Source organism: Okeania sp. KiyG1 (genome assembly GCF_014132355.1).
Lineage (GTDB): Bacteria > Cyanobacteriota > Cyanobacteriia > Cyanobacteriales > Microcoleaceae > Okeania.
The window spans coordinates 25,998-42,687 of the sequence record NZ_BLZO01000104.1; the positions used below are offsets into that span (position 1 = coordinate 25,998).

The following is a 16,690-nucleotide window of genomic DNA, read 5'->3' on the forward strand; positions in this document are numbered from 1 at the left end:
TATTCGTTTTTTCCCTATTAGACATCTGGTAAAAATCAAAAATAAAATCAATTATCACACATAAATTATCAATTATTTCCCCTCCCAGGAGGGGTTAGGGGTGGGTTCCCTACTGCCTACTGCCTACTGCCTACTCCCTCTTTTCTGGAGATGTTTATTCCCTATTCCCTCCATACCTATTCCCTATTCCCTCCATACCTAAAACAAAAGTCTCCAATATCTCACAACTAAAATCTAATTCCATCAGTAAAAAGAATTAAAATCATCAAATTTATCTGTATTTTTTACCTGAAAACTAAAATTATGAATTTAAGGACACAGGAACATTATGATGAGTAGTATTATTACCATTACCACTATTACTATTATTTAATTTGACATAATGACTAATAAGCTGAGTGAGATGAATGAAAGTCTGAATATCAATTTGACGTGATAATAACATTTCTCGATATTTCTCTTCTAAATTTTCCAGCTTACCCTTAACTTCTTCTGGGCATACTTCCGACATAGATTGCCATTCATCAATTAATGCTATGGTATTTTGAATATCTTTCTGATTTTGTTTTTCTTGCAAATTTCGGCATTCTTCTACAAGCACCTTTGTCATTTCTTCTAACTTTTCATAAGCTTCTTTAGGTAAGTCTCCCTCAATCAACATTGACCTATGTTGCTGCCTTAATTCTTCTACTTCTTTAAGAGCTTGAATTGGATTTTCTTCTAAATTTAAACTAATGTCACTGAGAGCTAAACGGCTATTTTTAATCATATTGAGACACTGTTTATGACGCCACATTCGCAACAAAAATCCGAGAATACCTGTAGATATAACAATAATTATACCTGCCTGTAAATCTTGGTTTTCCTCCAAGTAGCGCATCCAAATTTGTCTGGGATCGCCTTTCTCAAATGCTTTTTGGGAACCAGGATGAAGATATACCAATCCACTCTGTAATAAAGAGCGAGCATTTCCGTTAGCAAGTTCTGGGTAAAATAATGAGTATTGCCGAGAAGATGAGATAATTGACCAAGTTAAAAGAGCAATTTTATCTTTACTGACATCAGGACGAGTTACTAAAGCAGCAGCAGTAGAAATAGTAGGCAAATCTTCTTTAGGTATTGGTGGTAGAGGAATATAACTACCTTTCGGCATGGTTGCACTTTGATATGATTCTGGAAATTGAATAGTTAAGTAGTTAATAAAGGCAGTTGATATCGGAACTAACCTGAGCAAGGGAGGTGTTGCTAGTTCTGCTTGAACTTTTTTACTGCTTCCCACCGGACCAACATAGACGAAAGCATCTATTTCTTTCTGTTTCAGTTTATCCAATCCTTCTCTGATATCAATATCCGCTTCAATAATGTTTAGATTTGTGGCACTAAATAGTCGTCTAGCAGTGAAGTAAATACCGCTTTGCGGAGCGCCAAAAACGACTCGCTTTCCGTCAAGGTCGGTAAAAGTCTCGATCTCTGAGTCAGATTGTGTAATTAGGTGTAGATATTCATGGGCAAGAACAGCTATTGCTTGGACCTTGCCCATTTTCATTGCTTCACTGGCGACATCTAGTTGAACTAGGGCAAGGTCCGCTTCTCCATCTAGTAGGCGTTTGAGGTTTTGTTGCGAACCGTAGGAATCATAATTATCGCGGACTTTTATTTTTCCTACTTCACGAGCTGAAGTTACTATTTGTCTACCTATCTTTTCATAAGCACCTCCATTAGCACCACTAGACAGAGTGAGACTGTAGCGTTGAGTAGTGCAACTCGTTAATGCGATCGCCCATAAAAATATACCTCCTATTCCGATTAATTTACTAGGTAGCTTGTGATGAGGATATATAGCAGTTGATAATTTAGTAAATATATGCAATTTATTATCTCCTTAAAAGGAAAAATGTTATGCCTAGTGCCGCTACGCGGAAGTCAAAAGTCAAAAGTCAAAAGTTAAAATTTAAAAGTTAAAATTTGTAATTGTTTTAGGATTTTTAACTGGTCAGTTATTTCCGCCATTCTGTACTAGGATAATGCAATGATTTGTAGCATAAATGAAGAAGGAAGGACTGAAAAATATTAAATTGTCTCTTACATTGTCTGAGTTTACAGCTTTTGATATATTCGCGCCCTTTCCTTGGACTGGTATAATATTTTCTTTATGGCTTTCCTCTACCTCCTGACTCCTAACTCTTGGCAAAAAAACTGAATCGCCGACAAAGATACTGTAATGGTCCTATAAAAAAAAAGTAGAACTTTACATCCTACTTTACAGTACTGTTGGCGATTTCTGACCTCACGTCACAACAAAAATCTTGTAGGGGCGGCATTCGGCAGCTTTGCGTTAGCATAAGGCCATTTGCCCCTACTGTTGTCTACCGAAATGAAAACTGTTTAAGCCTCAGCAACTGCGACATTAGCTTCTTGAGTTACTGGATAAACGCTCACTTTTTTCCGACTTTTACCTTTTCTTTCAAAAGTCACAACACCCTCAACTAAAGCAAATAAAGTATAGTCAGTACCGACACCAACATTATTACCTGGATGGAATTTGGTACCACGTTGCCTAACAAGAATATTACCTGCTTTAACAACTTGACCACCAAAACGTTTCACACCTAATCTCTGGGAATTAGAGTCGCGACCGTTACGAGTACTACCAGTACCTTTCTTATGAGCCATAATTTCCTCCAAATTTTATTATTTGACATCTTCTCCGGCCTAAAAGCACAGAGATTTCTACCGAGCCGTAGCTCCTCAGTGAATTGACATCTCACAGGCTGCTGCACCCACCCCTCTTGCTCCCCTCCCGGGAGGGGATGGGGGTGGGTTACACTTGCCTCCACGTCCGTTTAGAGTCTCAGAATGCTGTTCTTAGAAACCTACGATTATCTCTAAAAATCTATTATTTTCTATAAATAATCTGTTCTATTCCTGCTTCAACCTGGCAACGTCGGCGTTATCCAGTCCACAGACTGTCACGGTCGTTCGCGGAACGCGGAGCGTAGCTCTCACTGACCGCCATAGCTAAATTTAATGCTGCATTTAAGTCTCGTTCGCAGCTAAACTTGTTCTGCTCTCAACTGAAGGAATTTCGACCTAATCTTCTCTTCTACAGTATTTATGAGACAAGGTGGGTATATAACCAATTTCATTATAGCATAGTATAGAAAGTCGCCCTAGAAGGGCGAGGCTTTAAACCCAATTTTTCGGTAAATAACTTCTGTAATTATTCTGCCTGATTTTCTGGTTTTTCTTCAGATACATTTTCAACTTCTGCTGTAGTTTCTGAAGCTTGATCGCTCATAGTTTCTACTGACTCTTGAATTTCTGTAGCTTCAATTGCCGTTTCTGTGCCAGTTTCACTTGCTTCTGGAGTTACTTCTGTAACCGAAGTCTGAGATTCTTCTGCTGCTAATACTTTGCCATTAATACTTATGGAGTCAATCATTAGACGAGTAAGTTCTTGGCGATGTCCCCTTTTCTTACGAGTTTTCTTTTTAGGCCGCATTTTGTAGACAATAATTTTTTTGCCCCGCAAGTGTCTCATCACCGTGCCTTCGACAAGAGCACCTTCTACAAGAGGTTGACCAATATGAACATCTCCCTCATGTTGAACTAGAAGCACATTATCCAGAGAAACTTGATCTCCCTCTGCTGCTTGTAGAAGGTCAATATCGTAAAAGCGACCTGCTTCTACCCTCAGTTGTTTTCCACCTGTTTCAATAATTGCGTAAGTCATTAGTTTGTGTTTATAGGTTTGCCGTACAGGTAGCTGGTTCTAACACTAATACCTTAAATTGGTATTTTAGTTAGTTAAAATGGGCAAATGCCTTGATTTATTTACCAGCTTTTATTATGTCTGAACCTGGTCCGAGCAGGATTTAGACACACAATCTCTAATTATCTCTGACCAACATAGTTTTTGTCAAGTAGGGAAATAGGCAACAGGTAACAGGCAACAGGCAACAGGCAACAGGGAAGAAAAAATTATCTATCTATCTGTGTAATTTCCGGAGATGTCTAATTTAGAAAAAGGTAGAAAAATGCTCCTCCACTCCCCTACTCCCCTACTCCCCCACTCCCCCACTCCCTCACTCCCTACTCCCTACTCCCTACTCCCTAAGAAGAGATGTCTAATCAATGACCACCACCGCTAAATACTTCTCCAACAGCTTTACCTTCTAGTATATTAACCGCCCCTTCTAATAGCTTCTCCTCAATATATGGCTTGGTAAAGTACCCCTTTGCCCCCAACTCAAATGCCATTTCCATGTGTTTTTTTGCACCACGAGATGTCAACATCGCCACAGGTAAAGTATTCAAATGAGCATCTTTTTGCATCCGAGATAATAACTCAAAGCCATCCATCCGAGGCATTTCAATGTCACAGAATACCAAATCACACGGTAAACCTGCACGCATTTTTTCCCAGGCATCCTTACCATCCCTTGCCTGTTCAACTCGGTAACCAGCTTTACTAAATGTCATTGATAACAATTCACGGACTGTAATTGAGTCATCAACAATTAATACTGTTAACTCACTCTTTTGATGCATAGGCAAAGATGCATCATCTTCTTCGGTAGATGACCAAATATTACCCTCATCTCGCCGTAGTCTTCCTGTTGCTAAGTTAATTAATTCAATGACATCTGCGATCGCCACAATATTACCATCCCCTAAAACTGTTGCTCCAGCAATACCTACAGGTTTAGGTATAGGCCCCTCTAGTTGTTTAATTACAATTTCCTTCTGTTGTTCTAAAACTTGATCGACTTGCACCGCCAAAAATATACCAGCAGAAGCAGAGCGCAAAACAACAATTGAAATCATATCTTCTTCGGCATTAATACCATACACATTACCGCGACGGAGATGACGATTATAAACAAGCAGCTCTCGTAAGTGACGGAAAGGCAACTTTGAGCCACGCCATTCTATATAATTTTCCTGATTTTCTCCTATTTTCACATCCTCCTTAGACACTTTAATCATATCTTCTACCCCATCCATAGGAAAAGCAATCCAGGAGCGATCGCTAATACAACATAATGCTTTTGAAATACTCAAAGTCAGAGGTAAGCGAATTGTAAACATCGTACCCTTACCAATAGCAGAGTCAATAGAAATAGTACCTCGAATTTCAGTTAAATTAGTCTTCACCACATCTAACCCAACTCCACGACCTGAAAAATTATCAGCCTTATCTTTTGTACTAAAACCCGGATGAAAGAGCAGATCATAAACATCAATGTTAGTCATCCCTTGAGCTTGTTGTGGAGTAATTACACCTTTTTCTATCGCTTTCTGCTTGACTTTTTCGGGATTAATTCCCGCTCCATTATCTGCCACCGAAATCACTGTTTGATTACCTTGGTGAAAAGCACGAATTGTGATTTGACCCTTAGAAGACTTACCTGCTGCTAAACGTTGTTGAGGTGTTTCAACTCCATGAGTTATTGCATTATTAATTAGATGTTTCATTGGGTCAGAAAGCTTATCCTGAATCATTTTATCAATTAAGGTTTCTTTGCCTTCTACCTGTAGATCCACCTCTTTACCACATTCCATCGAAATGTCTCGCACAGCACGAGGTAATAGTTGTACTGTCTGAGAAAAGGGTATCATTCTCGACCTAGTTAACCCTTCTTGCAGTTGAGTTGTCACTTGTCGTAGCTGACGGGTTACTTGTTCTGCGTCATCAACCAGAAATTCAATGTCAGAAGAAGACTCTCGTACTCGGACAATATATTCTATGGTTTCCTGAGCCAATAAATGGAAAGGAGTGAAATTTTCTACCCGGTCAAGATCGAGAGAGTCATCAAATTTTCTTTTTCCACTTGTATTTTCGGTGGCTGTATCACCTAAATTAGGGGTCTGAGTATGATGTCCTTGACGACTGTCCCAAATTGCTCTTTCTAAAAGGGTTTTTTCGTACAAGTCGTGCATTCGTTGTCCAGCATCACTAAGTAGCATTACCTGATGGAGCAGGTTATCTAGAAACTGGCGCATTCGTTCTTGACCTTGTTCTAAACTATTACGATTGACTACTAGCTCGCCTACTAAGTTACTGAGATTATCTAGTTGTTTTGCAGGTACTTTAACTGTTTGTTCTGGAGCGCGTCTATTTCGGCGAGGACTATTAGTGGTAGAAGCTCCACTAGATTTATAAGTATCTATGTTAGGAGTTTCTAATAATTTATCTAAGTCACTAAATGGATCTTCTTCTGGTGGTTGTTTTGTTATATTGGCAGCTTCATTGGTAGGGGTAGTCTTTTCTACAACTGCTGTATTTGATTTGAGTTTTGAATTAATTTCTGTACCATTTAATAGTTTTTCTAGTTGTACAAAAATATTATAATTTTCTAATTTTTCTCCTTTTAGTATTGCTTCTAATTCAATAAATTCATAGTCTTCTGATTCTATTTGATTTTTAGCTGTTAATTGTTGATTTTTTTCTGATTCTACAGAAGTTGTTTTGTTGACTACATCAAATTCTAACAGCTCATTTAAGTCTACAGTTTCATCTACAGTTTCAGGGTTTTCTACGGTAGGCCACAAATCTTCTATGTTGACTAAAAGTTCTGAATTTTCTTGAGGTTCATTACCGTTCTCAATTAAATCATCTAATGATTCATTAGAGTCTATGTTAATAAAATCTAGATTTGGATCGTCGAATAAACTATTTAGATCGCTGGGATTATCTTCCCAATTTTCCTGCTCCACATTGATTGATTTTTGTGAGTCTGATAATCCTAAATCTTCTTGATCGAATATTTGGGAAAAACTAGATGTCAATTCCTCTGATTCTATTTGATTTTCTTGTTTTTCATTTACTGTTTCTGAGTCTTCAAATAGTGCTTCTAAGTCTGCTACTTTTGAGTTTAAATCATTTTTAGTTTGATTTTGATTTTGATTTTTTCTATTTTGACATCATTTTTAATTTCTTTTTCTTCATCTTGAATTGCCAATAAATCACTAAAATCTTCATCTATCATGTCTTTTTGTTTGTATTTTTGGGGATTGATTTTATATTTTCTTGCGGATTTTTTTTGGGCAAATCTACTTGTAAATTCCAGTGATTATCGGAGTTTTCTACTTCTTCTAATGCTGCTAAATCTCCCTCATTTATAGCATTGAATAAATCCTCCAAATCTTCGGTCTGTTTTGCTTTACTATTATCTAGTTGTAAATCAGTATTTTGCTTGTTAGTATTACTCTGATTTTGTACTGTATTTTCTGTATTTTTATCAAACAAATCTGACAAATCTTCGTCTACTGGATTTAAAATTTTCAATTCATTGTAATTTTTGATTTTGGAAGATTGTACAACTTCATTAATATCAAATAATAAGTCAGACAAATCACCAGAATCATCGCTCTCAATTTCAGATATTTTTAACTCTTTTGTTTCGCCATTACCTCGATCTAGTATTTCTTCTTCTTCCCAACTATAATCTAGCTCTGGTGCTTCTCCTTCAAATAAATCTGCTAAACTATTTAGTTCTGTTAATCCAACTTCTGGTCCTTGTCTTATTTCTTGTTTATCTCCTATTAAGTCATAGTTATTATTATCTGTATCCGTAGCTTCTAAGCTATTAAACCAGTCATCTATAGAATCTCCTGTTTGAATTATTGTCTCATTTTTGTTGTCGAACGCCTCATTAATTTTAGTTTGATTTTGTTGATTATTTCTTTCATTTAACATATCTATTTCACCTATATTATTATTAATTTTTTCTGCATTATTTGTTAAAGATTTTAAATTTTCATCTACTACTATTTCTTGCTCTTTATTATCTATGATTAATTCTTGAGCTTGTTTCAAATTTTTAATTATGTTATGAGCAAGAGTATAATACGTATTTTCGGTATTAGCTATCGCTTTTTTGAACGCTTCTACTAATTCTAACCAATTTAATGACAGATGATTTTGCCTGCCTTCATCTGCCAAAAAATCGCATATATTTTTCAATTCACTCCTTGTTTTAGCATCATCATTTTGCTTGAATAAAAACAACATTTCTCGCATTTTTTCTGATACTTCTGCGATAAAAAAACTTTGTTTTTCACCACTTAATTCTGGTATTTTTCCTATAGTTATTCCGTGAGTTTCTCCTGTCAAATCATCTAGATGTACTTCTAGCTCTTGAAATACTGGTTCTAATTTTTCTATTTGAATTTTTTCTTCTTTTTCTGTTAGACCAGAGTTGGAAAGTTGTTCTAATAAGTATTGTAAAACATCTAAAACATTTAAAAATAAGGACTCTAATTTATTATCCACCTCAATGGAAGTTTCTCTCAAGATTTTGAAGCTATCTTCTAATCTATGAGAAATATTTCGCAGACTATTAATTCCTAACATAGCAGCCCCACCTTTAACAGAATGAGCAGCTCTAAATAATTCACTTAATAGTTCTCGATCTGCTATAGTATTTGGTAAGTTTAATATTCCATGTTCTATAGTATTGAAGTGGTCTTTTGCCTCCTCAATAAAATAGCGCATAATTTTTTCTGTTTGTTCTGTTTGTTCTGTTTGTTCTGTTTGCATATTTTTTATAGTTCTGGGTTTAACAGTATATCTTTTCAACTACTAACTTTTGTTTTGCATCCATTGAAAAATATGCCGATCGCTTATTCGTTCAAATATCATCCATTAAATTTTAACTTTATTATATAGAATCCGGTTATATAGTATATGTTGATAATTCGGTTGTGCGTCAAGAAAGTGTGGGAAGTGTGGGGAGGGTGGGAAGTGTGGGAAGTGTGGGGAGGGTGGGGAGACGTCCGAAAGTAGGAGGAATAATTCTACCTGTATCTTTTCCTAAATTTTTGGTCCAAGAAGCTTAAATATTTGCACCCCCTTCGCGACCAAAATGCGCTCAACCTTTATATCTCAGTGCTTTTAGATTAGATTCGCCAGCTATACTTACTTATCCCACACATTACGCGCTCTGCACAACCGATAATTCTATAATCACTTCAATCTCCCCTACTCCCTGCTCCCCTACTCCCTACTCTCTCTTTTGGTGGAGATGTCTAATGCCATTTCTCACGCAAGAATGCTGTGTATGATTGGGTGGGGACCCACCCTCGCCCCTCCCCCGACCGTGGAGGGGAAGTTGGTTCGTGTGGGAGGTGGGGGGAGGTGTTAAAAGTAGGAAAAATAATTACTAACCGACTAAATAATTGTCAAAAAAAGACTTTGAATCTTGGTGAATATTTGACTGTTGAAGTATAACTGAAGTATAGCATTACTTTTGGGAACTGGTATAATACCAAGCGTGAAAAAAGAATGTTACAAATAATAAGCAGTATTAAAATAATTGGTTGTGCGTCAAGAAAGTGTGGTTCGTGTGGTTCGTGTGGTTCGTGTGGGGAGAGCTGAGAAAGTAGGAGGAATAATTCTACCTGTATCTTTTCCTAACTTTTTGGTCCAAGAAGCTTAAATATTTGCACCCCCTTCGCGACCAAAATGCGCTCAACCTTTATATCTCAGTGCTTTTAGATTAGATTCGCCAGTCATACTTACTTATCCCACACTTTACGCTCTGCACAACAAAATAATTTGTAGGAAATATCTATTGGACGAAAAAGATAAATTACTACATAATAAACGGTATCCTATTAATTATGACTCGGTCCTCCTGTCTTCCCCTCCTGGGAGGGGTTAGGGGTGGGTTGACTCCTAAGCAGTAACCTAAATATTTGTAGCAAAGATTTATCAAACTGGTATAATTAATATTTTGACTTTATCAAACAGGATTGGGTCGCGCAACCCCGCCTTTTAAGGTGTCAAATCCCCGTTACAAAAATAACTTCTGTACGGGCGATTTCCGTTCCGGAATGCTCCTAATTACGCGTTTGCGGAGCATTCCGTAGGAAATCGCACCTACTGACTTCTGACTTCTAACTTCTGACTTCTGACTTCATTATTGTTCTGCTGGGTCTACCCGGAAACGCTCTACTGAAGTTAATAGATCGCGAGCAACACCCACTAAATTTTGTAGCGAACTATAAACTCGTTGAGATTCTTGAGAAGTTTCTTGAGCAGTCAACTCTACTGCCTGCATCACCTTTGAAACTGATTGAGCCACCTCATTTTGTTCTACCGTATCTGCAGCAATAGAACGTACTAACACATCAATTCTGGTTGTAACTTGAACAATATCTTCCAGAGATTGCTTTGCTTCTTCTGCCAACTCCGTTCCTTTAATAACGTGCTGAGTTGCTTCTTCCATTCCAGTCATCACCCCTCCTGTTTCAGTTTGAATTTGCATCACTGTATGTTCGATGTTCTTAGATTCCTTAGCTGATTTATCTGCCAACTGTCGGACTTCATCAGCCACAACTGCAAATCCCTTGCCCGCTTCTCCTGCCCTAGCTGCTTCAATACTAGCATTCAAAGCCAACAAGTTTGTGCGAGAGGCAATACTAGAAATCGAACCTACAATCTTAGAAATTTCCTGAGTAAACTCTGATAAGCGCTTAACTCTTCGAGTTGCATCTGCCACACCCTCTCTGATTTGGAGAATACCAGCTACAGTACGGTCTACTGTCTCCCCTCCTTTCAAAGCTAAAGCTGCTGCCGACCTTGCTACATCTTCAGTTTCGCGAGCATTTTCAGCCACCCTTTGAATAGCATCAGTCATTACTTGCACAGACTGTAGAGTTGCTGCCAACTCTTCTGCTTGTCGCAAAGCATCTGTAGATAAACCTTGAGCAAAACTCGCACTATCCATAGAACCCCTACTCACCTTCTGAGCTGCCTCTTTTACCTGATGTACAATTTCCCGTAAATTTTGAATTGTTAAATTAAAGGAATCTGCTACCGCTCCCAAAACATCAGCGGTAACTTCTGCACTAACAGTTAAATCTCCACGAGCGGCCCCTTCTACATCATCCAGTAAACGAATTACTTGCCTTTGTAAATCTTCTTTAGCTTGTTCATTTTCTTCTGCCTTCCTTTGAGCATCGGTGTAAGTTGCTTGAATCACCTTAGCCATGTGGTTAAACTTAGCAGCCAGTTTACCAAATTCATCCTCTGAATAAACCGTTGCTCTAGCTTTTAAGTTCCCGTCAGAAATAATATCGAATTGAGTATGTAAATCTTTGTTAGCTCTTTCTATTTGTTTAGTTGTCAGACTGCCAAGACCATAAGCAGTTAAAAAGCTACTAACTCCTGCAATACCAGTCATAATCCAACCAGTGCCACGCAAATAAGAAATTACTTCTGTTTTTTGGTCTTGATACGCTCTGTAGGAAACAACATTACTGACAAGAGCTACCGCAATTAATGATACTAATCCTGTTCCTATAGCTGTGTACAGTTGTTTTGTAGATAGAGAAGCATTTTCCCAGAATGCCAACCCACCTTGTTCAACCATTACAGTTGTATCTACGGCCTCTCCTTTAATTTTACTAAAAGTTGGGAGTTGATTATCTATGGGGATAGTTTCTTCATTATCAATCGCACTAGCATCGGTTCTGTTGTCAAACAAGGCTCCTGTTGTAGCACCTACCACCATTCCTGTGTCCATTGCTTCTATATTTGATGCTGGAGTATTCATATCGGGAGCAGTCATATCGGTCGGCATTTCCATCTCATCAGTTAGGGAGCCATACTCTTCAAAATCACCAAATTCATCATCTTCTAGGAAACCATTTGGTTTTCTACCTTCTATATTTCCTTCTTCATCTATCTCAAAAGCTTCACTGAATGCTGATTCATCAAATTCATCGATCTCAAAACTCTCCAACTTTTCTGTTGCTCCTGTACCTACATCTTCTATATCTTCTATATTATTCCATTGATTGTATAATCCGTCCTCTAATTCATCTATTCCATCACTTAATTCATCAATGTCTTCTGTTTCTTCCCATCCAAAGCCATTATTATTTCCCGTCAACACAGTTTTATCTAAATCTGAAAAATTACGGTTATGGTTTTTCTCTTCCGTTTCTGGAGTCATTTGTAAATGAGAATTACTGCTTTTTATACTATTTGTTTGTTCAGTAATTATCCCTTCTGAACTATCTAAAATTTCATCTATTACGTTCTCAAAATCATCATTAAGTTCATCTAAGTCTAACTCTTCTATTGGATGGTCTTTTGCCAAATTTGAACTGACTGTATTATTTTTATATCTTCATACTCTGTTTTGTCATTTTCTGCTATTTCTTCTTCTTTAAATAATTCTTCTTGTTGCTTTTTCCAGATTTCATCTAAATCCTCATTCAAACTAAAATCTGAGATTTTCCCAGATATACTGTCCAGGCCATTACTACCATTTAAAACAGCATCGTCTAGCAATTCTTCTGTGTATTTATTATTTTTTATTGGTAACTTATATTCTGATTCTTGTTCATCTTCACCAAAAGGTTCTTCGTATTTTGTGAAATCAGATAACTCTCCTAAATCTTCATATTCTTGATGACCAGGATTACCATTTGTGCTAAAAGGGTTATTCTCTCCATCTACTCCATCTGTCAGTTCTAAATCATCTAAATCTTCTAAATCTAATTTATCCAATCGATCAAACTCAAAATTTTCTGTTATTAATTCATCGTTATTTTCTTCCTGAAATAGTTCTTTATCCGTAATATTTTCCAAATCTTTTGTATCTAGTTCCAGGCTATTTTCATCCAGAAATAATTCTTTGTCTGCTATAGATTCTTGAGAGCTATAAATCTCTTCTTCCATACCCACTCCATCCAGAGCTTCATCAAAGTTAATATCTTCTAGAAATTCTTCTGACTCACTAGCAGCAGGATTATTTGTAATAAATTGTTCGCTATCACTTATACCTTGTTGAGCATAATTAATCAAATCTGGGTCATCAGTTAGGTCCAATACCGAATTATATTGTTCTGTTGCCACGTCATATTGATGGAGTCCATAACAATATATATGACCACAAAGAAGACGAGCACTAGGGTCTTCTGGATAATCCTGAATTAAGTTATAAACTAAAGCTGCTGCTTCTTCATAATTACCCTGACTGTAGGCATCTTCTACTTTTTGATAATCTTGTAAAAAGTCTGTGCTGGATGATGTCATGCTGTCCCTCTCTCAATATAATTTTATTATTTTTTAGTTTTTTAATTTTATTGTTTACGGAATTGGGAATCAGCCTCAGTCAGAAATTTGAATATATAAATAACTCAATCAAACAATTATGTTGACTTACCAATTTTGACTTTTATTTAGGCTGCCCATCGAGCAGAACGAATAATTGCTTCTTGATCCAGTAATCTGAGAACCTGTTCTCCCTTTTCATCAAAAATCCACTCTCCTTTTAAAAAGGGAGCCATACCATCTGCAATATTTGTGGACATTTTTAGCTTCTTTTCGTCAAGCCACTCCATTTCCACGATTCGTTCAACTGCTAATCCTAATATAGTGTCTTGGTCTTCTACTGCAATTACGGGAATCTCAGATTTATCTGCATTGATTGGGACTTGATCTCCGAGGAATTGACCTAAATCGGCTACCCAAATTACTCGTCCCCTTAAATTTATCGTACCTAATAGTAAAGGAGAAACATTTGGAATTGCTGTAATACCTTCTGGAGATTGAGAAATCACCTCTCGAATATCCATTGCTGGTAAAGCAAACTCATTGCCTGAAGGTAAATAAAACCGCAGATGAAGTTCACCTTCAGGATTTTCTAGTTCCTGAATCCCTGTACCTTGGCCTGGTAAAAAGTCTTGATTTCCTACCATAGTCTTGAACAATTTCCTATCTTCTTAACAATTGTTTAACTGTTCCCACCAGTTCTGTCGGCTGAAATGGTTTAGCAATGTAAGCATCTGCACCTTGCTTTAAGCCCCAGTAACGGTCAAACTCTTCTCCCTTAGAAGAACACATAACCACTGGAATATTCTTGGTTTTAGGATCGGATTTTATCCTCCTACAAACTTCATAGCCATTCATTCTTGGCATCACGATATCTAGTACCACTATATCTGGTTTAGTATTCTTAAGTCGTCCCAAAGCTTCTACTCCATCATTAGCTACAGTAACTGCTAATCCACTATTTTTGAGAAGCTGGGAAATCATTTCTCTTTGGGTAACGCTATCTTCTACAACTAGAACTTTACTCATTTTTTTCTACCTGATAGCTTGGGTTTGGATTTATTGATAATTAAAAATATATATTTATTAACTATTTTTCTAGATTGGCTTTTTGCCCTAGCTCAATTAATTTAGATTGAGAACCAGCAATAAATATCTATTTAGTTCAAAATTTAACTTTCTGGTAAATCTGCTTTATGATAGCAGTATTAGTCTTTATTAAGTGGTTTTATCTACTTAACAGGTGATTTTTTTACTATAGTAATCATCAAGATAGGTGTATATTTAGCCATGATAGTTATATATAAAATTCAACATATACTAGATCGCATACTATCTATTTGTTGCTTTAATTTGACAACTGAATAGTGGACAATTCATCATTATCCTCTTGAGCTTAATATATAGTTTACCCAGAAATTTTGTCTGCATTCAATTCAAATATCCTGGATTTTGGCCCACTTACTAAAAATCAGATGTTAGCTAATAGTCTTTAAAAATAATATTATATTTTCTCTTGACCGAAAAATGGGTCTCAAGCCTCGCCCTAGAAGGGCGACTTTTTAGTTGATTTTTTCAATAAATATGTTATAGTCTTGTTAGTTTGAAAGTCAAGTTATGAAAGCTAGATTTAAGTACCGTATATATCCAACGCCGGGACAAAATACCGATTAGCCAAGCTATTTGGCTGTGTCCGTGTGGCGAGTGAATGATAGTCTAGCTTGCTCCCAACAGAAGTATAAATCAGCAGAAAAGAAACCTGACTTATCAGAACTACAAAAGCTTTTTATTACATCTGCTAAAAAGACTGAAGAAAGAGAATGGTTGTCAGAGGTTTCTAACATACCATTGCAGCAATCATTGAATGATTTAAACCAGGCGTTGCTCTAACTTTTTTAAATCAACTCAAGGCCAGAGAAAAGGTAGACCTGTTAGACCTCCTAAATTTAAAAGTAGAAAGTCAAAGCAAACTGCTAGGTTTACAAAGGGAGGGTTTAAACTTGGTCAACATAAAGTATATTTAGCCAAGATAGGAAAGCTGAAAATAGTTTCGCCTGTGAGAGTTACCTGCTGCTCCATCATCAGTAACAGTAATTAAAGATTGCGATTTCGCGGAATGCTGCGCAAACGTAATCGCCCCTAGATATTTCTTGAGTTTTGTAGTAGAAATACAACCAGAAATCTTACCTCAAACTGATAATTCAGTAGATATAGATTTAGGTATCAAAACCTTTGCTACATTTAGCGATGGTACAAAAGTTGATGCTCCTAAACCACTCAAAAAACGAATTAAGAAGTTAAGAAAGTTAAGTAAGTCATTATCTCATAAAACCAAAGGCTCTAAAAGGTATGAAAAAGCACGGGTTAGAGTAGCTAAATTCCATGCCAAGCTGAAAGATACGCTTAACAGATTTTCTGCATAAATTATCTACTAAAATAATTCGTGAAAACCAAACAGTTGTTTTAGAAGATTTAAACGTTTCTGGTATGATTAAGAACCGTAAATTATCTAGAGCAATATCTGATTTAGGTTGGCGACAATTCAGAACCTTCTTAGAAGGGAAAGCTGAGAAATACGGTCGTGATTTTAGAGTTATTGATAGATGGGAGCCAACTACAAGTAAATGCTCTTGTTGTGGTTTCAAAGGTGCTAAGTTAGACCTTCAGGTGCAAGAGTGGAAGTGTCTAAACTGTGGCAGCAAACACGTTCTTAGACGAAAACGCAGCGATAAATATATTAGTCGCGGGCCCTCCGGAGGAACTACGCTAACGGAGACGAAAAACGGACGTAGAGGCAAGCGTCAGACTAGCGTCAAGGTAGCAGCAGCCAATGTTAGCGGAGCTTTGCGCCAGCAAAACGTCAACCCGCTGAGGAGTTACAGCTCGGTAGGAATCCCCGCGCCTTTAGGCCGGGGAGGATGTCAAAATCTTCTTTCTATATAACAGAAGGAAAACCGAAGGAGCCAAAAATCTTGCTTTATCTGAGTTTTAAGCTTTTAACCTGCCCGTGCCCTTTATTTAGACTTGTATAAAATATAGCAATGTGCGCTGGCTTATATACAAATTACAAGAACTGTCCAATAACTAGGGCTTGCTGAAAAAATCTGAAAACGGTTGATTTGTTATTCAAAGAAAAGGTGATTATAATTTTTTATTATCATCATTAACTAAATCATAAGTTTAAATCATTAAATAGACCGCAAAAACAGTTTTTTCTCCAAAAAGGTATAAAAAAGAGAAAAAGCCTCTTCCGGTGAGGGTAGAAAGGTTGATTACTAAAAAGTAATTGCGATCGCGCAGCGGAACGGAGTTCTATGGCAGTTGTGGAAGTTTCAGAAAGTTTAGCCATTACTTTTCCCAAACTAAATCCTCTTTTTGCTTGCCCGAATTTGCCCTCAATATGGTTCCGTAATCTTTCATCTAATTGAGTTTGTTTTTTCTGCTCTTTATCAATATTTTTTGATGGTCTTCCCAAAGGAGGACCACTCATTCTAATACCTTTCTCTTTACAGATTTTTCGGTTTTCTCTAGTTCTATAAATCTGGTCTGCATGAACTGACTCTGGGTAATGACCTGTGTAATTTTTAAAATCTTCAACTTGAGCTTTTAAATCTACTG

General features: G+C 36.9%; 13 protein-coding genes and 3 pseudogenes. 6 read left to right on the forward strand and 10 right to left on the reverse strand.

Annotation, left to right across the window (positions count from 1 at the left end):
- Positions 1-301: 301 nt before the first annotated feature.
- The 5 genes and pseudogenes from SAGCYANO_RS24680 to SAGCYANO_RS24700 all read right to left on the reverse strand — a co-directional run bounded on the left by SAGCYANO_RS24680 (position 302) and on the right by SAGCYANO_RS24700 (position 8,545).
- A complete protein-coding gene (locus tag SAGCYANO_RS24680; protein ID WP_202222502.1) occupies positions 302-1,870 on the reverse strand; it encodes a TAXI family TRAP transporter solute-binding subunit in 1,569 nt (522 codons plus the stop codon).
- A 515-nt stretch (positions 1,871-2,385) separates the two neighbouring features.
- A complete protein-coding gene (rpmA, locus tag SAGCYANO_RS24685) occupies positions 2,386-2,673 on the reverse strand; it encodes a 50S ribosomal protein L27 (protein ID WP_202222503.1) in 288 nt (95 codons plus the stop codon).
- 667 nt (positions 2,674-3,340) lie between these two features.
- A pseudogene (gene rplU / locus SAGCYANO_RS24690) lies at positions 3,341-3,733 on the reverse strand (50S ribosomal protein L21); the annotation flags it as partial.
- A gap of 398 nt (positions 3,734-4,131) precedes the next feature.
- On the reverse strand, positions 4,132-6,792 hold the full coding sequence (locus SAGCYANO_RS24695; RefSeq protein ID WP_237396648.1) for a hybrid sensor histidine kinase/response regulator: 2,661 nt from the start codon (positions 6,790-6,792) through the stop codon (positions 4,132-4,134).
- Between the two features lie 196 nt (positions 6,793-6,988).
- Positions 6,989-8,545: an Hpt domain-containing protein gene (locus SAGCYANO_RS24700; RefSeq protein WP_202222505.1), complete on the reverse strand. Its 1,557-nt coding sequence runs from the start codon at positions 8,543-8,545 to the stop codon at positions 6,989-6,991.
- Between the two features lie 164 nt (positions 8,546-8,709).
- Between SAGCYANO_RS24700 and SAGCYANO_RS47995 the strand changes: the two genes are divergently transcribed.
- Complete coding sequence (locus SAGCYANO_RS47995) at positions 8,710-8,844, forward strand: hypothetical protein (RefSeq protein ID WP_255502688.1); 135 nt, start codon at positions 8,710-8,712, stop codon at positions 8,842-8,844.
- A 476-nt stretch (positions 8,845-9,320) separates the two neighbouring features.
- Positions 9,321-9,443 carry a hypothetical protein gene (locus tag SAGCYANO_RS48000; protein WP_255502689.1) on the forward strand — a complete coding sequence of 41 codons (123 nt, stop codon included), beginning with the start codon at positions 9,321-9,323 and terminating at the stop codon, positions 9,441-9,443.
- A 483-nt stretch (positions 9,444-9,926) separates the two neighbouring features.
- Here the strand turns inward: SAGCYANO_RS48000 and SAGCYANO_RS50615 are convergent.
- The 4 genes and pseudogenes from SAGCYANO_RS50615 to SAGCYANO_RS24725 form a co-directional block, all read right to left on the reverse strand.
- Positions 9,927-11,387: pseudogene (locus SAGCYANO_RS50615) on the reverse strand (methyl-accepting chemotaxis protein); the annotation flags it as partial.
- Positions 11,388-12,091: 704 nt separating this feature from the next.
- The gene (locus SAGCYANO_RS50620; protein ID WP_202222507.1) at positions 12,092-13,054 is read right to left on the reverse strand and encodes a hypothetical protein; all 963 of its coding nucleotides are present in this window, start codon (positions 13,052-13,054) and stop codon (positions 12,092-12,094) included.
- A 146-nt stretch (positions 13,055-13,200) separates the two neighbouring features.
- On the reverse strand, positions 13,201-13,719 hold the full coding sequence (locus SAGCYANO_RS24720; RefSeq protein ID WP_202222508.1) for a chemotaxis protein CheW: 519 nt from the start codon (positions 13,717-13,719) through the stop codon (positions 13,201-13,203).
- Between the two features lie 16 nt (positions 13,720-13,735).
- On the reverse strand, positions 13,736-14,101 hold the full coding sequence (locus SAGCYANO_RS24725) for a response regulator transcription factor (RefSeq protein ID WP_124143464.1): 366 nt from the start codon (positions 14,099-14,101) through the stop codon (positions 13,736-13,738).
- 588 nt (positions 14,102-14,689) lie between these two features.
- On the opposite strand from SAGCYANO_RS24725, the gene SAGCYANO_RS45560 reads away from it, so the two are divergent.
- From SAGCYANO_RS45560 to SAGCYANO_RS45575, 4 genes are all read left to right on the forward strand, one after another.
- Complete coding sequence (locus SAGCYANO_RS45560; protein ID WP_237396651.1) at positions 14,690-14,746, forward strand: helix-turn-helix domain-containing protein; 57 nt, start codon at positions 14,690-14,692, stop codon at positions 14,744-14,746.
- Between the two features lie 30 nt (positions 14,747-14,776).
- Positions 14,777-14,962 (forward strand): hypothetical protein, encoded by a 186-nt coding sequence (locus SAGCYANO_RS45565; RefSeq protein ID WP_237396649.1) that lies wholly within the window; start codon positions 14,777-14,779, stop codon positions 14,960-14,962.
- 260 nt (positions 14,963-15,222) lie between these two features.
- Positions 15,223-15,495 (forward strand): transposase, encoded by a 273-nt coding sequence (locus SAGCYANO_RS45570; protein WP_237396650.1) that lies wholly within the window; start codon positions 15,223-15,225, stop codon positions 15,493-15,495.
- Between the two features lie 16 nt (positions 15,496-15,511).
- Positions 15,512-16,015, forward strand: a complete 504-nt coding sequence (locus SAGCYANO_RS45575) for a zinc ribbon domain-containing protein (RefSeq protein ID WP_237396652.1) — start codon at positions 15,512-15,514, stop codon at positions 16,013-16,015.
- 237 nt (positions 16,016-16,252) lie between these two features.
- Here the strand turns inward: SAGCYANO_RS45575 and SAGCYANO_RS24735 are convergent.
- Positions 16,253-16,690 (reverse strand): annotated as a pseudogene (locus SAGCYANO_RS24735) (transposase); the annotation flags it as partial.

What these genes read in the sequence shown, in the direction of transcription:
- rpmA (WP_202222503.1), bottom strand. Translation starts at nt 2,673, where the DNA reads ATGGCTCATAAGAAAGGTACTGGTAGTACTCGTAACGGTCGCGACTCT.
- SAGCYANO_RS24700 (WP_202222505.1), bottom strand. Translation starts at nt 8,545, where the DNA reads ATGCAAACAGAACAAACAGAACAAACAGAACAAACAGAAAAAATTATG.
- SAGCYANO_RS50620 (WP_202222507.1), bottom strand. Translation starts at nt 13,054, where the DNA reads ATGACATCATCCAGCACAGACTTTTTACAAGATTATCAAAAAGTAGAA.
- SAGCYANO_RS24720 (WP_202222508.1), bottom strand. Translation starts at nt 13,719, where the DNA reads ATGGTAGGAAATCAAGACTTTTTACCAGGCCAAGGTACAGGGATTCAG.
- SAGCYANO_RS24725 (WP_124143464.1), bottom strand. Translation starts at nt 14,101, where the DNA reads ATGAGTAAAGTTCTAGTTGTAGAAGATAGCGTTACCCAAAGAGAAATG.